The sequence below is a fragment of the Solibacillus sp. FSL R7-0668 genome, from assembly GCF_038006205.1.
In the GTDB taxonomy this organism is placed as follows: Bacteria; Bacillota; Bacilli; order Bacillales_A; family Planococcaceae; genus Solibacillus.
Window position 1 is genome coordinate 848,632 of record NZ_JBBOUU010000001.1, and the last position, 22,570, is coordinate 871,201.

Annotated in this window: 22 protein-coding genes; 13 read left to right on the forward strand and 9 right to left on the reverse strand. The window is 39.3% G+C overall.

Features of this window, described 5'->3' with window-relative positions; all coding sequences use genetic code 11:
- Positions 1–68 precede the first annotated feature (68 nt).
- From cbpB to MKX47_RS03890, 7 genes are all read left to right on the forward strand, one after another.
- Positions 69–512 (forward strand): cyclic-di-AMP-binding protein CbpB, encoded by a 444-nt coding sequence (gene cbpB, locus MKX47_RS03860; RefSeq protein WP_340771317.1) that lies wholly within the window; start codon positions 69–71, stop codon positions 510–512.
- 68 nt (positions 513–580) lie between these two features.
- Entirely contained in the window at positions 581–1,480 is a 900-nt protein-coding gene (locus MKX47_RS03865; RefSeq protein WP_340771319.1) for a LysR family transcriptional regulator, read from the forward strand.
- Between the two features lie 77 nt (positions 1,481–1,557).
- Positions 1,558–2,271: a 2,3,4,5-tetrahydropyridine-2,6-dicarboxylate N-acetyltransferase gene (gene dapD, locus MKX47_RS03870; protein ID WP_340771321.1), complete on the forward strand. Its 714-nt coding sequence runs from the start codon at positions 1,558–1,560 to the stop codon at positions 2,269–2,271.
- Between the two features lie 12 nt (positions 2,272–2,283).
- Complete coding sequence (locus tag MKX47_RS03875) at positions 2,284–3,402, forward strand: N-acetyldiaminopimelate deacetylase (RefSeq protein WP_340771323.1); 1,119 nt, start codon at positions 2,284–2,286, stop codon at positions 3,400–3,402.
- A gap of 131 nt (positions 3,403–3,533) precedes the next feature.
- Positions 3,534–5,849: a DUF4350 domain-containing protein gene (locus MKX47_RS03880; protein ID WP_340771325.1), complete on the forward strand. Its 2,316-nt coding sequence runs from the start codon at positions 3,534–3,536 to the stop codon at positions 5,847–5,849.
- A complete protein-coding gene (locus MKX47_RS03885) occupies positions 5,846–6,781 on the forward strand; it encodes an ABC transporter ATP-binding protein (RefSeq protein ID WP_340771328.1) in 936 nt (311 codons plus the stop codon). Before MKX47_RS03880 ends, MKX47_RS03885 begins: the two co-directional genes overlap by 4 nt.
- On the forward strand, positions 6,771–7,589 hold the full coding sequence (locus MKX47_RS03890; RefSeq protein WP_340771330.1) for an ABC transporter permease: 819 nt from the start codon (positions 6,771–6,773) through the stop codon (positions 7,587–7,589). Before MKX47_RS03885 ends, MKX47_RS03890 begins: the two co-directional genes overlap by 11 nt.
- Before the next feature lie 42 nt (positions 7,590–7,631).
- Here the strand turns inward: MKX47_RS03890 and MKX47_RS03895 are convergent, their stop codons facing one another.
- The 6 genes from MKX47_RS03895 to MKX47_RS03920 form a co-directional block, all read right to left on the reverse strand.
- The gene (locus MKX47_RS03895; RefSeq protein WP_340771333.1) at positions 7,632–8,816 is read right to left on the reverse strand and encodes an MFS transporter; all 1,185 of its coding nucleotides are present in this window, start codon (positions 8,814–8,816) and stop codon (positions 7,632–7,634) included.
- A 304-nt stretch (positions 8,817–9,120) separates the two neighbouring features.
- Entirely contained in the window at positions 9,121–10,197 is a 1,077-nt protein-coding gene (locus MKX47_RS03900; RefSeq protein WP_340771335.1) for an ABC transporter substrate-binding protein, read from the reverse strand.
- Complete coding sequence (locus MKX47_RS03905) at positions 10,194–10,994, reverse strand: ABC transporter permease (protein WP_340771336.1); 801 nt, start codon at positions 10,992–10,994, stop codon at positions 10,194–10,196. Before MKX47_RS03905 ends, MKX47_RS03900 begins: the two co-directional genes overlap by 4 nt.
- Positions 10,994–11,800 carry an ABC transporter permease gene (locus tag MKX47_RS03910; protein WP_340771340.1) on the reverse strand — a complete coding sequence of 269 codons (807 nt, stop codon included), beginning with the start codon at positions 11,798–11,800 and terminating at the stop codon, positions 10,994–10,996. The genes MKX47_RS03905 and MKX47_RS03910 overlap by 1 nt, the downstream gene beginning before the upstream one ends.
- On the reverse strand, positions 11,793–12,893 hold the full coding sequence (locus tag MKX47_RS03915) for an ABC transporter ATP-binding protein (RefSeq protein WP_340771343.1): 1,101 nt from the start codon (positions 12,891–12,893) through the stop codon (positions 11,793–11,795). Before MKX47_RS03915 ends, MKX47_RS03910 begins: the two co-directional genes overlap by 8 nt.
- A 17-nt stretch (positions 12,894–12,910) precedes the next feature.
- Positions 12,911–13,453, reverse strand: coding sequence for a helix-turn-helix domain-containing protein (locus tag MKX47_RS03920; RefSeq protein ID WP_340771346.1), 543 nt, complete (start codon positions 13,451–13,453; stop codon positions 12,911–12,913).
- Positions 13,454–13,792: 339 nt separating this feature from the next.
- On the opposite strand from MKX47_RS03920, the gene MKX47_RS03925 reads away from it, so the two are divergent.
- Together MKX47_RS03925 and MKX47_RS03930 are read left to right on the forward strand one after the other, a co-directional pair.
- The gene (locus MKX47_RS03925; RefSeq protein WP_340771349.1) at positions 13,793–14,221 is read left to right on the forward strand and encodes a TlpA family protein disulfide reductase; all 429 of its coding nucleotides are present in this window, start codon (positions 13,793–13,795) and stop codon (positions 14,219–14,221) included.
- Positions 14,222–14,320: 99 nt separating this feature from the next.
- Positions 14,321–14,983 (forward strand): potassium channel family protein, encoded by a 663-nt coding sequence (locus tag MKX47_RS03930; RefSeq protein ID WP_340771352.1) that lies wholly within the window; start codon positions 14,321–14,323, stop codon positions 14,981–14,983.
- Between the two features lie 79 nt (positions 14,984–15,062).
- Here MKX47_RS03930 and rnjA read toward each other — a convergent pair whose 3' ends face one another.
- Complete coding sequence (rnjA, locus tag MKX47_RS03935) at positions 15,063–16,730, reverse strand: ribonuclease J1 (protein WP_340771354.1); 1,668 nt, start codon at positions 16,728–16,730, stop codon at positions 15,063–15,065.
- Between the two features lie 5 nt (positions 16,731–16,735).
- Complete coding sequence (locus MKX47_RS03940) at positions 16,736–16,945, reverse strand: DNA-dependent RNA polymerase subunit epsilon (protein WP_340771357.1); 210 nt, start codon at positions 16,943–16,945, stop codon at positions 16,736–16,738.
- 336 nt (positions 16,946–17,281) lie between these two features.
- Between MKX47_RS03940 and MKX47_RS03945 the strand changes: the two genes are divergently transcribed.
- A complete protein-coding gene (locus MKX47_RS03945; RefSeq protein WP_340771360.1) occupies positions 17,282–18,052 on the forward strand; it encodes a Cof-type HAD-IIB family hydrolase in 771 nt (256 codons plus the stop codon).
- A 113-nt stretch (positions 18,053–18,165) separates the two neighbouring features.
- Here the strand turns inward: MKX47_RS03945 and def are convergent, their stop codons facing one another.
- Positions 18,166–18,723: a peptide deformylase gene (gene def, locus MKX47_RS03950; protein WP_340771363.1), complete on the reverse strand. Its 558-nt coding sequence runs from the start codon at positions 18,721–18,723 to the stop codon at positions 18,166–18,168.
- 372 nt (positions 18,724–19,095) lie between these two features.
- Between def and pdhA the strand changes: the two genes are divergently transcribed.
- The 3 genes from pdhA to MKX47_RS03965 are packed head-to-tail and all read left to right on the forward strand — an operon-like array spanning position 19,096 to position 22,569.
- Positions 19,096–20,211: a pyruvate dehydrogenase (acetyl-transferring) E1 component subunit alpha gene (gene pdhA / locus MKX47_RS03955; protein WP_340771366.1), complete on the forward strand. Its 1,116-nt coding sequence runs from the start codon at positions 19,096–19,098 to the stop codon at positions 20,209–20,211.
- 3 nt (positions 20,212–20,214) lie between these two features.
- Complete coding sequence (locus tag MKX47_RS03960; RefSeq protein ID WP_340771368.1) at positions 20,215–21,192, forward strand: alpha-ketoacid dehydrogenase subunit beta; 978 nt, start codon at positions 20,215–20,217, stop codon at positions 21,190–21,192.
- A gap of 18 nt (positions 21,193–21,210) precedes the next feature.
- The gene (locus MKX47_RS03965) at positions 21,211–22,569 is read left to right on the forward strand and encodes a dihydrolipoamide acetyltransferase family protein (protein ID WP_340771371.1); all 1,359 of its coding nucleotides are present in this window, start codon (positions 21,211–21,213) and stop codon (positions 22,567–22,569) included.
- Position 22,570 lies beyond the last annotated feature (1 nt).

Genomic DNA, 22,570 nt, shown 5'->3' on the forward strand with positions numbered 1-22,570 from the left:
AAGCTTAAAATTTCTAAGAGTTAAGCGTTGATTTGCCCGTATTTACGGAGTCAAAGGAGTAGAATGTCATGATTTCAACGAACAACCGAGCGTTACTAGACATGCCGATTAAGGATTTTATTATTTCTTCTGAAAAGGTAGCACATGTTCAAAGTGGTAATAACGCAGAACATGCACTACTCGTATTAACGAAAACAGGTTATTCTTCAATTCCAGTTTTAGACTTAAAGTATCGTTTAAAGGGTCTACTTAGTACAAAAATGATAACAGAATCTATTTTAGGATTAGAACGAATTGAATATGAAAAACTAGCAGATATTCGGGTAGATGATGTGATGGAGCAAGATGTAGCGTATTTAAAAATTTCAGATACATTCCAACGTGCGCTTGATTTAGTCATTAATCATGCCTTTTTATGTGTAATCGATGAAGAAGGTACATTTGTCGGTATTATGACACGAAGAATTATCTTAAAACAATTAAAAAAGTATATGTATCAACAAAATGTGTAAGTAATCATTCCGTCGACAAAGTCCACATAGGATTTTGTCGACTTTTTAAGTAAGAAAGGAAGAATTAGATGACGGCGACAGAAGCGGAAATTATCAAGGTGCTGGCAGAGGAAAAAAATATGCGTAAGGCGGCCGAGCGTTTATTTTTAACACAGCCCGCTTTATCACAGCGGCTACAATCCATCGAAAAAGAATGGGGCTCCCAGCTATTTATTCGCTCACAAAAGGGATTAACAGCGACGCCAGCGGGGGAATTAGTCATTCAATATTCGAATGAGATGATCGTGAAGCGAGAAGAAATATTTGAATCGATTCAAGCGTTGCAGTCGAAAGTACATGGTACGCTAAAAATTGCCTGTGCATCGATTGTCGGTCAAAATTGGCTTCCAAAAGTATTAAAGGATTTTGTAACAAAATATCCTGATACGAAAATTTCACTTATGACAGGCTGGAGCTCAGAAATAGTCAAGGCACTGTATGATGGGGAAGCACATATCGGAATTGTCCGTGGGCAGGCGGATTGGAAGGGGAAAAAAATTCACTTATTCCGCGATATGATGTATTTAGTAGATAAGGAAATCCAAGACATGGAAGATATCATTACATCAGATCGCCCGTTTATTCAATTTAAAAGCGATTCCAACTATTATCAGGAAATTCAACAATGGTGGCAACGTCATTTTAACTACAAACCGAAGCATCAAATCATTGTAGACCAAATTGAAACATGTAAACAAATGGCGCTGAACGGGATTGGCTATGCCATTTTACCGTCCATTACGTTAAATGGTGAGGAAAAGGTGCATAAAATTCCGTTAACGAATTCAGAAAGTGATCATGGTTTGACCCGTGATACGTGGTTAATTGGCTACGAATCAACTTTTGAATTACGCCAGGTGGAGGCATTTGTCGATGTTGTCCAAGATCATGCCCGCTGTTTATATGATTATTCCAATGGGCAATCCTAAATAGTAGTTTTAATTTAACTGAAAATTTAGTACAATATTTCATGTTAAGAAAACTTACATATAAGAGGAGTGTCTCAATGGATAAATTAAATGCACAGCAAATTATTGATTATATTTCGCAGGCAAAAAAAGTTACACCGGTTAAAGTTTATGTAAAAGGTGCGGGTGTAGCTTATTTATCATATGGTCCAGATGCAAAAGTATTTGGTGAAGGCAATCATGCAGTCGTATTCGGTGAGTGGTCTCAAATTGAGGCAGCTTTAAAGGAATATGCAACACAAATTGAAGATTATGTTGTCGAAAGCGATCGTCGTAATTCAGGGGTGCCGTTATTAGACACAAAATCCATTAATGCCCGCATAGAGCCAGGTGCGATTATTCGTGATCAAGTAACGATTGGGGAGCAGGCTGTCATTATGATGGGTGCCATTATTAACATCGGTGCTGAAATTGGAGCCAAGACAATGATAGATATGGGCGTCGTATTAGGTGGGCGTGCTACAGTTGGGGCAAACTGTCATATTGGGGCAGGAACAGTGCTAGCAGGTGTAGTCGAACCGCCAAGTGCGTTACCAGTCGTTGTTGAAGATGATGTGGTCATTGGAGCGAATGCCGTTGTGCTAGAAGGTGTACGAATTGGTCAAGGCGCCGTAGTGGCAGCAGGTGCGATTGTTATTAAAGATGTAGCTCCTTACACAGTTGTCGCAGGCGTACCAGCGCGCGAAATTAAAAAGCTCGATGAAAAAACAAAATCCAAGACAGAAATTATCGATTCATTACGTAATTTATAAGCAGGTGCAACGATGACAAATCTAATTGAAATTCGCCGTGAGTTACATCAAATTCCTGAGATTGGCTTTGAAGAAATGAAAACACAGGCTTATTTATTAAATTTTATTGCACAATTGCCGCAAGAGTATATGCAAGTTGTGACGTGGAAAACGGGGATTGTCGTAGCGATTACAGGCACAAACCCAACAAAGCAAATTGGCTGGCGAACAGATATGGATGCATTGCCGATCTTTGAGGAAACTGCGTTAGACTTTCACTCGCAGCATGTAGGATTTATGCATGCTTGTGGCCATGATTGTCATATGGCCATCGCACTAGGCTTAGTCGAAGCATTTACTGTAAATCGTCCAACACAAAATGTTGTTATTTATTTCCAACCGGCTGAGGAAGGTCCGGGTGGTGCTGAGCCAATGCTTGAATGGCTACGACTCGAACAACCACAGCTTATAGCCGATGAAATTTATGCGCTGCATATTGCACCAGAATATCCAGTAGGTACAGTTGCGACAAAGCCAGGCTTACTTTTTGCCAATACATCTGAATTATTTATCGATTTAAAGGGTATTGGTGGGCACGCAGCCTTTCCCCATAAAACACGTGATATGACAGTGGCTGCAGCGAGTTGTATTATGCAGTTGCAAACGATTATTAGCCGAAATATCGACCCGATGGATAGTGCAGTTATTACTATCGGCAAAATGACTGCAGGCACAGTGCAAAACGTCATCGCCGAAAATGCTCGATTAGAGGGAACCATTCGTACGTTAAATGCCGATGCAATGACAGAGGTGAAGCGACGTATTGAGGCTATTTGCGCTGGTATTGAGGCAGCGTTTGAATGTCGTGTCTCCATTGATTATGGTTCGATGTATTACGAGGTGAATAATGATACGCGCTGTGCAAATGCGCTGCTTGCATTTGCACATGATTTCCCTGACGCTGTGAGCTATGAATGTCCAGCTGCAATGACTGGCGAGGATTTTGGTTATTTTATAAAAGATATTCCGGGCGCAATGTTTTGGGCAGGGGCCAATTGTGACTATGGTTTACATCATGCCAAGCTAGCACCAGATGAAGCATTAATTCCGTTTAATCAAAAATTTGTCGAAGCGTTTATCCGTTCGTTGTAAAAGATACTGTATTATACCCATTTAACGAATGCCGTTGAATGGGTATTTTTAATAGGAGAACTAAAAAGTCCGATAATTCGCAACTTTATTCGTTGTGATTCGTACAAATAAGCAAAGAGAGGTGGAGTGAGATGAAGAAATTTGCCATGCTGTTCATTTTCCTATTCACAATGTTCGTGCCTGTAATATATGGGGCTGCTGAAATAAACATTGATGTGGACTATGGCTTTGAAGGAAAGGGCAAGCAAGATACACCCATTGCGGTAACCATTACGATTCAAAATGATGAGCGTACATTTGATGGGGAGCTTGTCACGACGTATGCCAATAATTATTTACTGCAAAGTGGTGAAGTCATTCCGTTACAGTTAGCGCCAAACGAAGTCGTAACGAAAAAAGTGTATATCAATTATTTCCCTAATGAAATTTTCGACAATACTAGAGGCAAATTTGTTTATTTGTATGACGAATCGTTCGAAAACGGGGATGAAGCTAAGGCGTATCGTGTCACACATAATAAACCAGAATTGACTTCATATGACGCACTTATGATTGGGGTTTTCGGCGAACCACAATTGGCAAGTGCATTACAGCAACTGCGTGCGATTGAGCAAAATCAGGTTGTTGAAATTGCAGATTTGACCATACAAGCACTTGAAAGCATTCAACAATCGGAGGATTTAGCCCTCTTTAATATGCTGTTCTTAACGCAAGATTTCAATCAACTAACAAACGTACAGCAGCAAGCCATTTTAGGTTGGATTCAAAAAGGGGGGCAACTTGTGCTAGCTGGGGATGCTTTAGGGACGGCATTGGAACCTTATAATGCACTCACTACTTCAGCGGCAACGAAAACGATTCGCGCAGAGCAACTCCAACAATTTACGGGACAAGAAGGGTTTCGTACAGCATTAACCGTTCAAGAGGCACGGCCAGTACAAGGGGCTTATTCGTTCAAAATCGATGAAACAGTACTCGCTACAAAAAGGCAAATGGGCTCAGGTGCGCTCATTCAAACGGCCTTTTCACTATCAGATGCCACATTGAATCAAAATGATCATGCTGCCTATTTGATGGCGCAATTATTGGATTTTGAATTGAATTTTTATACAACAACACCAGAAAGTGAATTATCGAATACGGTTGTACCTGTGAATGAATTATTTGCTTCATTTGAATTTTCATTATGGAAAATTATCATCGTCTTTGCGCTTTATATTTTCCTGATAGGGCCTGTGCTTTATTATTACTTAAAACGCAAAGATAAACGCGAATATGCATGGTGGATTATTCCGACATTGGCGCTCGTTGTGTCTGTCGCATTGTTTTTAATCGGTGCGAAAGATCGTATTGTGCAGCCACAAATTCAGCAAATGGCGGTTGTAAAAATCAGTGACAATGCAGCGGAACAATACTTTGCACAAAGCCTATTATCGAACCGCAGCGGTGATTATGCATTTCATTTATCAAATGATATGAACGTTGCAAGCTATACAGGTTACTCAACAGGAACACGCGATTTTCCAAATGGTCGTTGGAGCTACGTAAAGCAGCAACAGGATGATAAACAATTAACAGTAAAAAATGTGCCGTATTGGGATGTTGAATCAATTGTCGGATCTGGCACAATCGATATCGGAAAGCTAGATATTCAGTTGGCCAACGAAAACGGCATCGTAACCGGCACAATTCGTAATGAGTTGACGACGGATTTAAACGATGTACAAATTTGGACGGGGCGCCAATTTATTGAGCTTGGTGCGATAAAGCAAGGCGAAATAATGCAAGTAAATGAAAAACTGCCATCGTCATTGCTAATCCCAAGTATGCTACCGGTGGAAACCTATTATGAAACGCCGACGCCAGCTCATATTGAGGAAGCGAGGAAGAAACGCTTAGTAGGCTTGGCCAATACAGTTATGATGAATGAACAATCACCTGTCATTTTGGGTTACTCTGATACAGCAGAGGTAGGCGCAAAATTTGATGGCAAGGCAAAAATTCAGTCTACTATACTAATCGCACAGCCTTTTACCGCAAAGTTCAATTTTGCTGATGATATCACGATTAATGAGGACCTCATGCAAATGAAGTATTCCTCTGATTTGTATGGAGGGATTAAGGAGCAGCTTATTAGTGGACAGGAATCTTATTTTTTAGACCCGGCCGATTATGAAGTGACGTATCAATTACCTCATTCGATTATGGAACATACGATTATGTGGAAAAGTCTACAGTATCAGGTGAAGGGTAGTGCCATTAGCGCACAAATTTATAATGTCAAAACAAAGCAATATGAAGCATTTGCGCATGAGTTTTCAACAGACAATGTCAGTGATTATATTGAAAATGATCTCATTCAATTAAAATGGCATATTTCAGAAGCTGTGTATAGTGAGGATATGGCGCTGCCGATGATTGAGCTGAAAGGGGCGATGAAGCAATGATTGAATTTCAGCATGTTCATAAAAATTACGGAAAAACAAAGGCGCTGGATGATTTAACACTAACGATTGGTAAAGGGACGATTTACGGCTTTGTTGGAGCAAATGGGGCGGGTAAATCGACAGCCTTTTCGATTTTAGCAACACTCATTCCAGCAACTTCGGGTGATATTTTAGTAAATGGTAAAAGTGTGACCAATGAAGCGCATGCTGTTCGAGCAATGATTGGCTATATGCCTGACTTTTTCGGGGTCTATGATCAGTTAAAGGTAGAGGAATATTTAGATTTTTATGGCTCAGCCTATCAATTATCAGGAGAGGTAAGAGCACAGAAAATGACGGAGCTTTTGGCACTTGTACGTCTGACGGATAAGCGATTGGAATATGTGGATGATTTGTCGCGTGGGATGAAGCAGCGTTTATGCTTAGCGCGTACATTAATGCATGATCCTGATATTCTAATTTTAGATGAACCCGCGTCAGGACTTGACCCAAGAGCACGTGTAGAGATGCGAGATATTTTAAAGGATTTAAAGCGTCTTGGAAAAACGATTTGTATTTCGTCTCATATTTTGCCAGAGCTTGCGGAAATTTGTGATGAAATTGGCGTGCTACATGCAGGGAGACTGATTGCGAGTGGCAATATTGCTGAAATCCAAGCACAGCTACAAGGGGAAAAATGGGTGACGGTTTCAGTAGTTGGGGATGAGAGAAGTGCATCAGCCTTTTTTGCCAATGCCCCACAAATAGCCAATGTCACCCAACAGGGGAATACTATTTCATTTGTATTTTCAGGTGATGAATTAGCACAAGCCGCGTTATTGAAGCAGGCCATTGAAGCTGGTATTTGTGTCAGTGCGCTTGAAGTACAAAAGAAAAATTTAGAGGATGTCTTTATGGTGATTACGGAGGAGGTGGCGCAGCATGAATTTTAAAATAGCGAACCCAGTGCTATTAAAAGAGCTGAAGCAACGATTTCGAAATGCGAAAAGCTTTTCGAGTTTAGCCTTTTATTTAATCGCTTTGACGTTATTTATTATTGCGTACTTCATTATTATGTCGGGGGTATTTTCGCAGGGCTACGTGCAGCCAGAAAGTAGCTTTTTCTTATTTTGTAGCTTAACGGTATTACAAATTTTATTATTGCTATTTATGGCACCAGCATTAACAGCAGGGTCTATTAGTACCGAGCGAGAGAAGCAAACGCTGAATATTTTATTAACGACGACACAGACATCCTCCCAAATCATTGTCGGGAAGCTCATGGCATCACTTGCTTATTTAGTCGTGATGCTCATGGCGACGCTGCCAATGTATAGTATCTTGTTTTTATTCGGAGGGGTATCGCCGTGGATGCTAGTGAAAGTGTTCCTGCTGTTTTTATTGACGGTATTCGCGGTGGGGAGTGTAGGTATCTTGTTCTCAACGGTTACGAAAAAAACGATAGTGTCGATGATTTCAACTTACGGCGTGATGATCTTTTTAGCGGTATTTACATTAATCTTTTTTTTAGTAGGCATGATTAATTTTGTGGATGGCACGTCGTATTATGCGTCATATTTTTGGATTAGTATTAATCCGATTGCCGTTGCACTAAGCCTGATTGCACCGGATATTGCGCTCTCGATTAAAGAAATGACACATTTAGATTGGCCGCCAATTGCAATTTATTGTATTGTTTATACGCTCATAGGGATATTCAGCCTAGTGGTTGCTACCAAAAAGTTACGCGAAACTAAATAAAACCGTACGCAATTCGTAATTGAAGCGAATTGCGTACGGTTTCTATTGTGCCTTCAATAAATGTGGTGCTCTTTTTGCTGTCCAAGCAAATGCAAGGATAAAGCAGCTGACTAAAACGACGGTTCCTAAAATATAAGGAGAGTCAGGGTTCCAATCAAATAAAATTCCCGCAAGTGCAGGACCAAACATATTACCTAAGCTCATATAGGCATTGTTCATACCGGCTGCATAGCCTTGCTCATCACCAGCTAGCTTCGAAATGAGTGTATTGACAGCGGGACGAATAAAGGTAGTTGCGATAGAGAACAATGTAGCCACGACTAAAATAACGAAGAAGCCACTAATATAGATCGTTAGCAACATCGTAATCGCTGCAAGAAGAAGATTGACTAAAATCACTTTCATCTCGCCGAAGCGTTTGAATAATTTGTTTACTACATACATTTGCAGGACAACGCCAGCGAAGCCACCAATCGTTAAAATAATCGCAATATCTGTAGGCGTATAATCAAACTTCAAGTCTAGATAAAGCGATAATGTCGCTTGGAAGTTGGCAATACCGAAGCTAAATGTAAAGACGACGATTAAAAATACAAAATATGATGTTTTCATAGAACGGGCTAGCTGTTTAAGTAAATTCTCCCTTGGTGCAGTCACCGTTTTTGTCGATTTGACATGTGGTAAGTAAATGGCAGACAGTACAGAAGCTACTAGTGCCACAGCACCTGCTAAATAAAATGGAAAAGATAAATTGACATTGGCTAAAAAGCCGCCAACACCAGGTCCAATCATAAAGCCAAGAGACATGGCCGCACCAATCATTCCCATCCCTTTTCCGCGTTCTTCATAGGTTGTAATATCGGCAACGAATGCCATGATTGGAGGCATAATGAATGCCGCCCCAGCCCCACTTAAAAAGCGTGCTAAAAATAAAATCCAAACTTCGGATGCTAGTCCAAATAAAATTTGGGAGCAACCATATACGATAAGCCCCGCAACGATAAACATTTTACGTCCGTGCCGATCCGATAAATCACCCGCAACAGGTGAGAGTAAAAACTGTGCTAGCGCAAAGCCAGCAATTAAAAAGCCAAGCACTTGTCCACCAACGCCAAATAGTTGTAAATATGCTGGCATAACAGGCACGATAATCCCGATACCACCCATAGTAATAAACATATTAAACATCAGTAAATAAAGTGCTATTTTATTTGATTTTTGCTCCATTCACTTCAAGCCCTTCACTGAGTATTTCGATTGTGGAAATGATTAAGTCCCAATAGCATACCATATTGTAGTAGCTTTCACGATAAAAATCATCCTACAGAAGACTGAAAAGATAAGAATAATTTTTTCGAAATATGTTCGATTATAGGAGACTAATAGCGTGCGTTTTGATTCCTTTTTCGAGTCCGGTACATTTGAAAAGCATCTGAATAATTTGGGATGAGGACAAGGATTGTTTAAAGAAGCAAATTAGATAAATGATAACGAAAAATGCCGAGCAACCATTAAGCTGCTCGGCATTTTATTATTTCAGACTCATTTTAAATTCTAAGAAATATTCGTTATATTTCCCTAACCATTCAAGCCCTAAATTTTCGTATACTTCTAAAGTATCACGCTGTTCATTTGATGGATAGAAGCGCTCATCTCCAATTACTTCTTCATCCATTAATGCCCACGCAGCTTCGTTCGGGGTAGAGTAGCCAACGTAATCTGCATTTTGCGCGGCATTTTCAGGATCTAACATAAAGTTTATGAACTTATGAGCACCTTCCACATTTTTTGATGTTTTAGGAATGATCATATTATCAAAGAAGATGTTTGAGCCTTCAAATGGTGTAGCGAAATCTAATTCTTCATTTTCGTAAAGCATATCTGCCGCTTGACCAGACCAAGTAAGGGCTACAGCTGCCTCATTATTTACCATGAGCGGCGTAATTTCATCCCCGATAACGGCTTTTACATTTGGTGTTAATGAGACGAGTTTATCGGTTGCTTGACGTAAGAGCGCGTCGTCTTTAACATTTAACGATTCACCAATCGAGTTTAAGCCCATGCCGATTACTTCACGGGAGCTATCTACTAAAAATACTTTCCCTTTTAATGAAGGGTCCCATAAATCATCCCAAGATTCAAAAGTTAAATGATCCTCGATTAAGTTTGGATTATAAACAATACCAACTGTTCCCCAGAAATAAGGAATCGAATATTCATTGCCTTTATCAAAAGAGAGGTCTAAAAAATCAGAGTTAATATTTTTTAAGTTTGGTATTAGATCATGGTCTATTGGAATGAGCAAACCTTTGTCTTTCATGGATTCAATTGTGTATTCAGAAGGGACAGCGATATCATACGCTGAACCACCTTGCTCAATCTTCGTTAACATCGCTTCGTTGGAGTCGAATGTTTCATAGATGACTTTAATGCCTGTTTCATCTTCAAATTTATCAATTAAATCCGGGTCGATGTATTCGCCCCAGTTGTATACGGTTAATGAATCTTTGCTGCCCTTGCTCCCAGCTGTTTGCATTTGATCTACTGCGAAAAATAATAGGGCACAGACAATGATAATTGCAACAGTCGCTTGAACTAAATCTCTCATCGTTGTCCCTCCGATGCTGCTGATTTTGAACGTTTATTAATGAAGTAATAACCGATGACGATTAATACCGTTACGGCAAATACTAAACCGGAAATGGCATTGACTGTTAAAGAAATACCAGCACGGGCCATTGAATAGATTTCGACTGATAACGTAGAGAAACCATTCCCCGTTACGAAGAATGTAACAGCGAAATCATCTAGTGAATACGTTAATGCCATAAAGAATCCGGCAAAAATCCCAGGTGAGATGTACGGTAAAATTACGCGTGTCAACACATCACGCTTGGTTGCACCTAAGTCGCGTGCAGCATCAATAAGTGATGTATTCATTTCTAATAGCTTTGGTAAAACCATTAATACAACAATCGGTACACTGAATGCTACATGTGAAACTAATACGGAAGCAAAGCCCAGCTTAACGCCAATCATTGTGAATAAAATTAAGAAGCTTGCCCCGATGACAACGTCTGGGGAAACGATTAATACATTATTTAATGACAAGAGCATATTGCGCATTTTTTTATCTCTAATTGAAACAATGCCAATAGCACCAAGTGTTCCAATAATAGTGGCAATAAGTCCAGATAATAGGGCAACAATGACTGTGTTAAGTAAAATAATAATTAAGCGTGAATCTTCAAAGACAGCAGCATAATGCTCCCATGTGAATGATTCGAAGTTGTTCATATTGCCGCCACTATTGAATGAATAAAAAATTAAGTAAAGAATGGGCGCATAAAGTACAACAAACACAAATACTAAATACGCTTTAGAAGCGACAGTTAAGTTTTTCATTATGCGCGGCCTCCTTTAGATTTGCTTCGTGTGAATAGCATAGTAATGACCATAAATAAAATTAAGAATACAGCGATTGTCGACCCCATTCCCCAGTTTTGCGATACTAAGAATTGTTGTTCGATTGCTGTACCTAGTGTAATCACCTTGTTCCCTGCGATTAAGCGGGTAATCATGAATAATGATAATGCAGGGATGAAGGTCACTTGTATCCCTGATTTAACACCATCAATTGTTAGCGGGAAAATCACGCGACGGAATGTTGTCCAAGCGTTTGCACCAAGGTCGCGTGCAGCGTACACAAGGGATGGGTTCATTTTATCTAATGAGTTGAAAATCGGAATAATCATAAACGGAATGAAAATATAAACCGCTACGAAAATAAAGCTGAAATCCGTAAATAAAATTTGCTGTGGATCAAAGCCAAATACTTCAATCATCGCATTGATTGGACCGTATAAACCGAAGATTCCAATGAATGCGTAGGTCTTTAATAATAGGTTAATCCAAGACGGAATAATGATGAGCATTAACCATAATTGCTTATGCTTCGTTTTTGTTAATAGGTAAGCAGTAGGGTAGGCGAATAATAGCGTAAACAACGTAATTAAAAACGCATACCAGAAACTACTTAACGTCATTTTCAAATAAACCGGTGTGAAGAATTTCGCATAGTTGGCTAATGTGAAGTTACCATTTAAATCGAGTACCGAGTAATAAACGATTAATGCAATTGGCGCGATAACGAATAAAAGTATCCAAAATAAGTAAGGGATTAACGGTCCTTTTGCAGTTTTATTATTCATGTTCTTCATCCCCGTAGGCTTCTAAACGTTTGTCAAAATCTTCTTCTGTTTCGTTTAAGCGCATGACATGAATTGCTTCTGGATCAAAGTCTAATCCAATTTCTTCACCAACTTCAGCCTTTTTCAGCGAATGCACTAACCATTCATTCCCGTCATTATCGTATGTGGATAGCTCATAGTGAACACCGCGGAATAGCTGTGTATCCACCGTTACAACTAATTTACCGTTTTCGGGTTTGGTAATTTCTAAGTCTTCTGGACGGATGACGACATCAATTTTTTCATTTGGCTTCATACCGCCGTCGACACATTCGAATTCTTTTCCAGCGAATTTTACTTTGTAGTCTTCAATCATGATGCCGTCTACGATATTAGATTCACCGATGAAATCCGCTACGAATCGGTTAATTGGCTCATCATAAATGTCTACTGGCGTACCAGATTGCTTGATTTCACCGTGCGATAGAACGAAAATTTCGTCACTCATGGCTAATGCTTCTTCTTGGTCATGTGTAACAAAGATGAATGTTTTCCCAAGACGCTGCTGTAGCTCGCGCAATTCGTACTGCATTTCGGTACGTAATTTTAAGTCTAATGCTGATAGTGGCTCATCTAATAAAATCACATCAGGGTCATTGACGATGGCACGTGCAATTGCCACACGCTGACGCTGACCACCTGACATTTCCGAAATTTCACGGTTGCCATAGCCTGCTAAGTTAACAAATTTTAAAGCCTCTTGTACGCGTTCTTTCACTTCTGCTTCTTTTACTTTTTTGATGCGTAAGCCAAATGCAACGTTTTCAAAAACATTTAAGTGTGGGAATAATGCGTAATCTTGGAATACAGTATTTACGTGGCGCTCATTAGCAGGTATATCATTAATACGCTTGCCATTGAAAAATACATCGCCGGTAGTCGCATCTGTAAAGCCTGCAATAATCCTTAAAATCGTTGTTTTCCCGCACCCAGATGGCCCAAGTAATGTATAGAACTTTCCGCGTTCTAATTCAAAATTAATATTTTTTAAAACAACGGTACCGTCGTCGTATGATTTTGTAACATTTTCAAAGCGAATAATCATGTTATCCATGTAAGTAGCCTCCTAAATTATAAATAAGATTGCGTTGCGACTAATAATAATCTCGTAATACCGTTATGCGCATTAAATATTTGGTGATTGGAAGATGCCTCGTAGTACACAGCATTCCCCTCGCTGGCGATATATTCATCGTCGCCAAGTACAACACGAATGCGTCCATTGATTACATAAATAAAGGTTTCTGCTAATGAAGGCTCAAACGCTTTAAATTCAGCATCCTTTTGCAATGTGATAAAAACAGGTTCCATTTCATTTTCATTGGATGTCGGGATTAACCACTCAATTTCGTATTTTTTATCGTGGTCAATAAAGCTCGTTTGGTCATCTTTTGTAAAGACAATTTGTTCATTTTCTTGCTCGTCATCAAAGAAGTCGCGCGGTGAACAGCCTAGCACCTCTAATAAGTTGAATAAGGTTTCGATTGAAGGAGAGTTTAAATCGCGCTCCAATTGAGATATATAGCCTTTAGTTAAGTCTGTACGTTCCCCAAGCTCTTCTTGGGTAAGACCTTTTTTTAGGCGTAAAGCTTTGATCTTTGTACCAATTTGCATGTGGTCACGCTCCTTTTAGGCATTAAAAAATCCCCCGCAACAGTTTACTATTGTTAAACCTTAAGTACGGAAGTTTACTTTTACAAAACTTTATGTTTACGAAAGCAATAACAATTATACAGCTTCTAGCAAGTTTTTCAAGTCTATTTGTGCTGCTTTTGAGAGGAATTTTAGTTGGAAATTACCAAATTCCCTTAAGGTAGAAGAAGGGAATTAGAAGGATTCGCCTTATAGTCAACTTTTTTGGAGAAATCCACCTTATGTCTAGAAGGTAGCACTTTTAAGTGATTCTGTACGTATTTCAAAATGCATACATATGCTAGTTGGAGGAGGAGATAAATGAAACTGTATACAGCTATGCCCGAGTTAAAAGGTGCTTCTGTTATTTTAAATAAGCAGCAGGTGCAAACGGAAGGTACATTGCCAACCTTTCTTTATTTTTGGTCAATGAGCTGCCCGCAGTGTAAACAATCGATTGAAAAACTAAATGCAATTCAAGCGCTTTATCAAAATCGGCTTTCGGTTTGTGCCGTTCATATGCCGATAGAAAAAAGCGATTACTCAATCGATCGATTAAAAGATACAACCCAACGCTTACAATTAAAGATTCCGATTTACGCCGATCATGAATTAAAAATTAGTGATGCGTTTGAAAATCGAATCGTGCCTGCCTATTATTTATTTGATGATCAGCAACGCTTACGCTTTCTTAAAGTGGGATTTCTAGCGACAAAATCATTACAGCAAAAAATTGAACGAATTCTTTAACTGGCTTTAGTAAAAGTTGCGCTGAGTCGTAATTGATTAGTGGTAACAATTCGTTAAGTGCGGTAAAATGTTGGCAATGATTGGTTCGGAGGAGACTATATGAAAAAAGAATTCGTAGTAATTGGATTAGGTCGTTTCGGAGGCAGTATTGTGCGAGAGCTCGTAAAGCAGGGCGCGAACGTTATGGCAATCGATACAGATAGCGAGCGTGTCGATGAATTCGCCCGTATTGCTACACAGGCGGTTGTTGCCGATACAACTGAAGAAGAAACTGTAAAATCACTAGGCTTATGGAACTTCGAGCATGTCATTGTGGCAATAGGAGAAGATATTCAATCGAGCATTTTAACGACGCTCATCTTAAAAGAACTCGGTGTACAGCAAATTACGGTAAAAGCACAAAATGATTATCATGAAAAAGTATTGCGGAAAATTGGCGCTGATTTTGTCGTGCATCCTGAGCGCGACATGGGCATCCGTATTGCCAACAATATGATTTCTAATAGCGTGCTTGATTACTTAGAATTATCAGGAGAGCATTCCATTATGGAGATTCGAGCAAGTGAAAATATTGCTGGCTATTCATTAATTGAATTAGATATTCGTGCAAAATATGGTGTCAACATTGTCGGCATTACGCGTGGAGAGGATATTATGATTTCTCCACCAGCAACAGAACGCATTCAATTAGGGGATGTGTTACTCATAATAGGGGCAGATGTGGATATTAACCGATTTGTGAAAAAGATGATTCAAGCGTAGGGCTAGCTGTTACGTCAAGATATTTGTGAAAAATAGACAAAGAAAGGTCGCTTACATGAAAAAGTAAGCGACCTTATTTTTATACTTCCATAATAATCGGTAAAATCATTGGACGACGCTTTGTTTTTTCGTATAAATACGGTCCTAAAACGTCAGTAATTTCGTTTTTCAAGTCACTCCATTGCGTATCTTTCTCTTGAATTGTGCTGTTTAAATGTTGATTTAACATTTTTTGCGCTTCGTTAATCATGGTACCTGATTCACGCATGTACACAAATCCGCGAGAAATAATATCGGGACCTGAAACAATTTTGTTGTTGGCCATATCAGCACTTACAACGACGATGACTAAGCCTTCTTCAGAAAGAATACGGCGGTCACGTAGCACGATATTGCCGATATCCCCAATTCCGTTGCCATCGATATACACATCACCAGAAGGAATGCGACCCGCAACATGTGCCTCGTTTGCACTTAATGCTAGAACATCACCATTTTCCATAACGAATGAATGATCTAAAGGAATATCACATGCCTCAGCAAGTTCGGTATGAATTTTTAGCATACGATATTCACCGTGAATTGGCATAAAGAACTTCGGTTTGATGAGACGTAGCATTAGCTTTTGCTCTTGTTGAGAACCATGACCAGAAGTATGGATATTGTTTAATGCACCGTGAATAACTTCTGCACCAGCTCGGAATAATAAGTTGATAATTTTGTTGACACTCATCGTATTACCAGGTACTGGAGAAGATGAGAATACAACCGTATCACCAGGTTGAATTTGAATTTGACGGTGTGTACCGTTTGCAATTCGTGATAAGGCAGCCATTGGTTCACCTTGAGAACCTGTACATAAAATCATCACTTCATTTGCAGGTAAGCGATTTAAGCTTTGTACGTCAACAAATGTTTCTTTTGGTGCTGTAATATAGCCTAATTCACGACCGATTGTAATGGCATTGTCCATTGAACGACCGAATACAGCGATTTTACGACCGTATTTTACCGCTGCATCAGTAGCCTGCTGTAAACGGTGGATGTTTGATGCGAATGTCGCAAAGATAATACGTCCATCTACTTTGCGGAAAATTTCATCAATACTTTTTCCTACAGTGCGTTCTGACATTGTGAACTCTGTTTTTTCAGCATTTGTACTATCAGATAGTAAGCAAAGCACGCCATCACGACCAATTTCAGCCATTTTCGTTAAGTTGGCAGGTTCGCCTACAGGGGTGAAGTCAAATTTGAAGTCCCCTGTATGCACGATGTTACCAGGTGGTGTTTTGACAACGATACCATATGCATCTGGAATACTATGTGTTGTACGGAAGAAGCTCACAGAAGTTTTACGGAACTTAATAACATCGTCTTCTTTAAATTCGATTAATTTTGTTGTACGTAATAAACCATGCTCTTCTAATTTGTTGCGTAATAAGCCTAAAGCTAATTTACCACCATAAACAGGAACGTTTACTTGACGTAACAGGTAAGGAATCCCGCCGATATGATCTTCGTGACCATGTGTAATAAATAAGCCTTTAATTTTGTCTACGTTTCGAACAAGATACGTATAGTCCGGAATAACGTAGTCAATTCCAAGTAAGTCGTCCTCAGGGAATTTAATACCTGCGTCAATTAAAATGATTTCGTCTTGGAACTGTACTGCGTATGTGTTTTTGCCGATTTCGCCCAGTCCGCCGAGTGCGAATACAGCCGCTTGATCATTTTTAACAAATTTCATAACAATTAAGCGTTCTCCAGATGGAAATTCGGGCTGTTTTGCTCATACTCTAAGTAGTTGCCTTCTAAAAGCTGAACAAGCTCAATGTTGTAGTTGCGGTCTTTTAAGAAAAAGCGTACTTCGCGTTCAGATGCCCCTTCTACATATACAACTTTCGTGTTTTCGCGAACTGGAATTTCTGAAATACCTTCTTGATAATAAACTTTGTAAATCATAGTTACTCTCCTTTAATAACGAACATTATTATTGCGTCGATTTAAAAAGAAAAACGCATTTCCTTTATATTATCATGGGACTCCTTTAAAATAAAGAAAAGCCCTTTAAAAATGATGGATAAACCTGTCGAAAGCATAAAAAAATGACACGTCATAATCAAGACGTATCAACTGAAAATGAAGTAAGTTATGCCATTAGTTTTTTTCCGAGGATGCCGTTTAATTGTTTTAGCCATTTCTTTTTGAGACGTCGTAACATGGGTCATCACTCCTTACTCTCATTATACGGAATTTTCTGATTTTTGTAAAGGGTCACTATAATAAAGGAAGATAACAATGAAAAAATTATTATTTTTTGATGTAGATGGTACGTTGTATGATTCAAATAAACAGCTTCCCGCATCGGCGAAGGAGGCCCTTTTCAAAGCGCGTGAAAACGGCCATGAAATAGCGATTGCAACAGGACGGGCACCGTTTATGATTGCTGAAATTTTAGAAGAACTTCAAATTGATACATACGTAACATTTAACGGTCAGTATGTCGTATACAAAGGCGAAGTGATTTATACAAATCAAATTCCCAAAGAAACGCTAGAGGAGATATTGCAATTTGGTGCGCAGCATGACCACCCATTTGTTTTTTTAAACGAAAAAGAAATGATTGCCACAGCAAATGGGTATTCGCAAATTGAAGAAAGCCTGGAGACATTGCAATTTTCTTACCCAGCAATTGATAAAAACTATTATTTACACAACTCGGTTTATCAAACGCTATTATTTTCAAATCAGCAAGAGCAAGTGCTATATGAACAACAATTCCCAACTGTTCAATTTGTTCGTTGGCATCGATATTCATGCGATATGCTTCCGAATGGTGGGTCAAAGGCACTTGGTATTAGTAAATTAATTGAGCATACCGATTTTGATATAAAAGATGTGATTGCATTTGGTGATGGCTTGAATGATGTGGAAATGTTAAGCGAAGTGGGATTAGGCGTTGCGATGGGCAATGGTCATGAAAAAGCAAAACAAGCAGCATCTGTAATCGCGGGGCATGTAGATGAAGATGGCCTTTATCATGTGATGAAGGAGCTTAAATTAATATAATTGGCATAATGCTTGCAATCTATTTCCTAACCCCAAAAATTAAACGAAAAAGAGTAGGCGCATGAATGTATCGTGCACCTACTCTTTTTCTAAAGGTTTATATTGAAAAAATATTACTCTCTACCGTATGGATTGGCATTTTCGATTTCTGCAAATGGATCTTTTTCATTGATGCGGTCGTAGAACATGATACCGTTTAAATGATCCAACTCATGCTGGAAAGCGATTGCGGGTAAGCCAGTTAAGCGGATTTTCTTTTCCTCACCATCGAGTGTCATAAATTTGACTGTAATACGTGCGTGTCGCGGCACATAGCCTGGTACAGCACGGTCTACAGAAAGACAGCCTTCACCACTTGTAATATACGTTTGTTCCACCGAGTGGCTCACGATTTTTGGATTGACTGCAACGAAACTTAATAGCTCCCCTTTATCATCTTCTAAATGTAAGGCGAACATGCGCTTTAAGCTATTTACTTGGTTGGCAGCTAAACCAATGCCACCGCGTAAATTATATTTTTCAGCTAATTCAGGATCTTGGCTGTTGATTATATATTGCAGCATATCCTCAGCTAATTGACGCTCTTCTTGTGTTAACGGGAAGGTTACCTCCTCAGCACGCTTACGCAATGTAGGGTGACCGTCACGAATAATATGTTCCATTAAAATCATGTGAAACTTCCTTTCAATTCTAACTTAATTACCTTTAAGTATACACGACTTAGAAAAAGTGAAATAGAAAAAACTATTGAAAGGCAGAATAATTCATCTATTAGATTAATTTTGGATGAAATAGGGAACGAATAGTAGTGGTTATTGAATTATTTTGAAATTCAAATCATTATCCTATTATAGTACAGATATGAATGGATTGTAGTACAGTTGATGTTACTGTTATAATTTCGCTGAAAGCAGAAATTTCTTTAATTTAGATGATAAACAATGATTGACCGATGGAATTTTATTCATTATACTCAGTTTATAACAATATTGTACTATTCAAAATTAAGTTTTTTTTAATACAGTTCAAAGGGGATGGAAACAATGGCAGAAAAAATGATGAATCAATTAGATCCAACTGGTACATTACAAGAGATTGAAAGCAAATTTGAAATGTTCCAAATCTTAAATGAAAACGGTGAAGTAGTAAATGAAGCAGCAATGCCGGAATTAACGGACGAGCAATTGGTAGAATTAATGACGCGCATGGTTTATGTGCGTATTTTAGACCAACGCTCGATTTCATTAAATCGTCAAGGTCGCTTAGGTTTCTATGCACCAACAGCTGGTCAAGAGGCGTCGCAATTAGCGTCCCATTATGCGCTTGAAAAAGAGGACTGGATTTTACCGGGTTACCGTGATGTACCACAAATTGTGATGCATGGACTCCCATTATGGAAAGCATTTTTATTCAGCCGTGGTCACTTTATTGGAAACCAAGTGCCTGAAGGGGTAAATATTTTAGCACCACAAATTATTATCGGTGCACAATATATTCAAACAGCGGGAGTTGCATTAGGCTTACAAAAGCGCGGCTCAAAAACAGTAGCGATTACGTATACAGGTGATGGTGGTTCTTCACAGGGGGATTTCTACGAAGGTATTAACTTTGCCGGTGCATTTAAATCACCAGCAATTTTCATCGTACAAAATAACCAATTCGCGATTTCAACGCCACGTGAGCTCCAAACAGCAGCAAAAACAATCGCACAAAAAGGGATTGCAGCAGGTATTCCATCGGTTCTTGTTGACGGAATGGACCCATTAGCAGTATATGCAGCGACAAAGGATGCGCGTGATCGAGCAGTTCGTGGCGAAGGTCCAACTTTAATCGAAACAATGTGTTACCGTTATGGCCCACATACAATGGCAGGAGATGACCCAACTCGTTACCGTACATCGGATACAGACAACGAGTGGGCAGCGAAGGATCCATTAATTCGCTTCCGTAAATTCTTAGAAGCAAAAGGGCTATGGGATGAGCAAAAAGAAGAGGCAGTAATCGAGCGTGCAAAAGAAGAAATTAAAGAAGCCATCAAATTAGCAGACCAAGCGCCAAAACAAAAAGTAACAGAGCTAATGGATAATATGTACGCAGAAGATATGCCATCAAACTTAAAAGAGCAATATGCAATTTATAAAGAGAAGGAGTCGAAATAAGCCATGGCACAAATGACGATGATTCAAGCAATTACAGATGCATTACGTTGCGAATTAAAAAAAGACGAAAACGTATTAGTATTCGGCGAGGACGTTGGAGTAAACGGAGGGGTATTCCGTGCAACAGAAGGTCTTCAAAAAGAATTCGGAGTAGAACGTGTATTTGATACACCACTTGCTGAATCTGGTATCGGTGGTTTAGCAATCGGTTTAGCATTAACGGGCTACCGTCCAGTGCCAGAAATTCAATTTTTCGGCTTCGTTTTTGAAGTAATGGATTCGATTAGTGGTCAATTAGCACGTATGAAATACCGTTCTGGTGGAACGTACAATGCACCGGTAACGATTCGTTCCCCATTTGGTGGTGGTGTACATACACCAGAGATGCATTCAGACTCATTAGAAGGGTTAATGGCACAATCACCAGGTTTAAAAGTAGTCATTCCGTCCACTCCATATGACGCGAAAGGTTTATTAATCGCTTCAATTCGAGATAATGACCCAGTTATTTTCTTAGAGCACTTAAAGCTTTATCGTTCATTCCGTGAAGAAGTGCCTGAAGAAGCATACACAATCGAAATCGGAAAAGCAGACGTGAAGCGCGAAGGAAAAGACTTGTCAATCATTGCTTACGGCTTAATGGTGCATGAGTCTTTAAAGGCAGCAGAAGAGCTTGAAAAAGAAGGCTATTCAGTTGAGGTAGTCGATTTACGTACAATTCAACCACTTGATATTGAAACAATTATTGCTTCAGTTGAAAAAACAGGACGTGCAATCGTTGTACAAGAAGCACAAAAGCAAGCTGGGATTGCAGCAAATGTTGTAGCAGAAATTACAGAGCGTGCCATTCTTTCATTAGAAGCACCAGTATTACGTGTGGCCGCGCCAGATACAATTTATCCATTCCCGCAAGCTGAGGGTGTATGGTTACCAACATATAAAGATGTAATGGAAACTGCGAAAAAAGTTTTAACATTCTAAGAATCGAGGGTGAGAGAGATGGCATTTACGTTCCGTTTACCAGATATTGGAGAAGGTATTCATGAAGGCGAAATCGTGAAGTGGTTTGTGAAACCAGGCGATCAAGTAAAAGAAGATGATATTTTAGCAGAAGTACAAAATGACAAAGCAGTCGTAGAAATTCCTTCACCAGTAGACGGTACAGTTGAAGAAATTTTTGTAGAAGAAGGCGTAGTTGCTGTTGTTGGGGATGCATTAATTCGTTTTGATGCACCTGGCTATGAAGATTTAAAGCTAAAAGGTGACGATCACCACGATGCAAACGAATCAGCAAAAACAGAAGCCCAAGTACAAGCAACGGCTGAGGCTGGTCAAGCTGTGAAAAAAGAAGCAGTATCTGACGATGCCCAAGCACCAAAACAAGAAGCACCTTCCACTAATAATGAACAAGAAGTGGCTGCTAATAAACGCATTATTGCGATGCCATCTGTTCGAAAATACGCACGTGAAAAAGGTGTAGACATCGCTCAAGTAGCAGGCACAGGAAAAAATGGTCGTGTCATGAAAGAAGATATCGAAAGCTTCTTAAACGGTGGTTCGCAAGCACAAGTAGAGGAAGTAACAGCACAAGAAGCACCAGCTACAAAGGCAACAACTGAAAACGCAAAAGCAGCGCCAGTTGTGCTTGAAGGAGAATTCCCAGAAACACGTGAAAAAATGAGTGGTATCCGTAAAGCGATTGCAAAAGCCATGGTACATTCGAAGCATACAGCTCCACATGTAACATTAATGGATGAAGTGGATGTATCCGCGTTAGTAGCACATCGCAAGCAATTTAAGGATGTTGCAGCAGAGCAAGGGGTTAAATTAACATATTTACCGTATGTTGTGAAGGCTTTAATCTCGACTTTACGTAAATTCCCTGAATTCAATCGTTCATTAGATGATGCGACACAAGAAATTATTCAAAAACATTATTATAATATTGGTATCGCTGCTGATACAGAAAAAGGTTTATTAGTTCCGGTAATTAAGCATGCTGATCGTAAATCCGTATTTGGCTTATCTTCAGAAATTAATGAGCTTGCTGTAAAGGCACGTGATGGTAAGCTAGCACCGCATGAAATGAAGGGTGCGTCGATGTCGATTACAAATATTGGTTCGGCAGGTGGACAATGGTTTACACCTGTAATTAATCATCCTGAAGTAGCAATTTTAGGAATTGGTCGTATTTCAGAGAAACCAGTAATAAAAAATGGTGAAATTGTAGCGGCACATGTGTTAGCATTATCATTGAGCTTTGATCATCGCATGATCGATGGAGCGACTGCACAAAACGCTTTAAATCATTTAAAACGTTTATTAAGTGAGCCGCAACTTTTATTAATGGAGGCGTAAA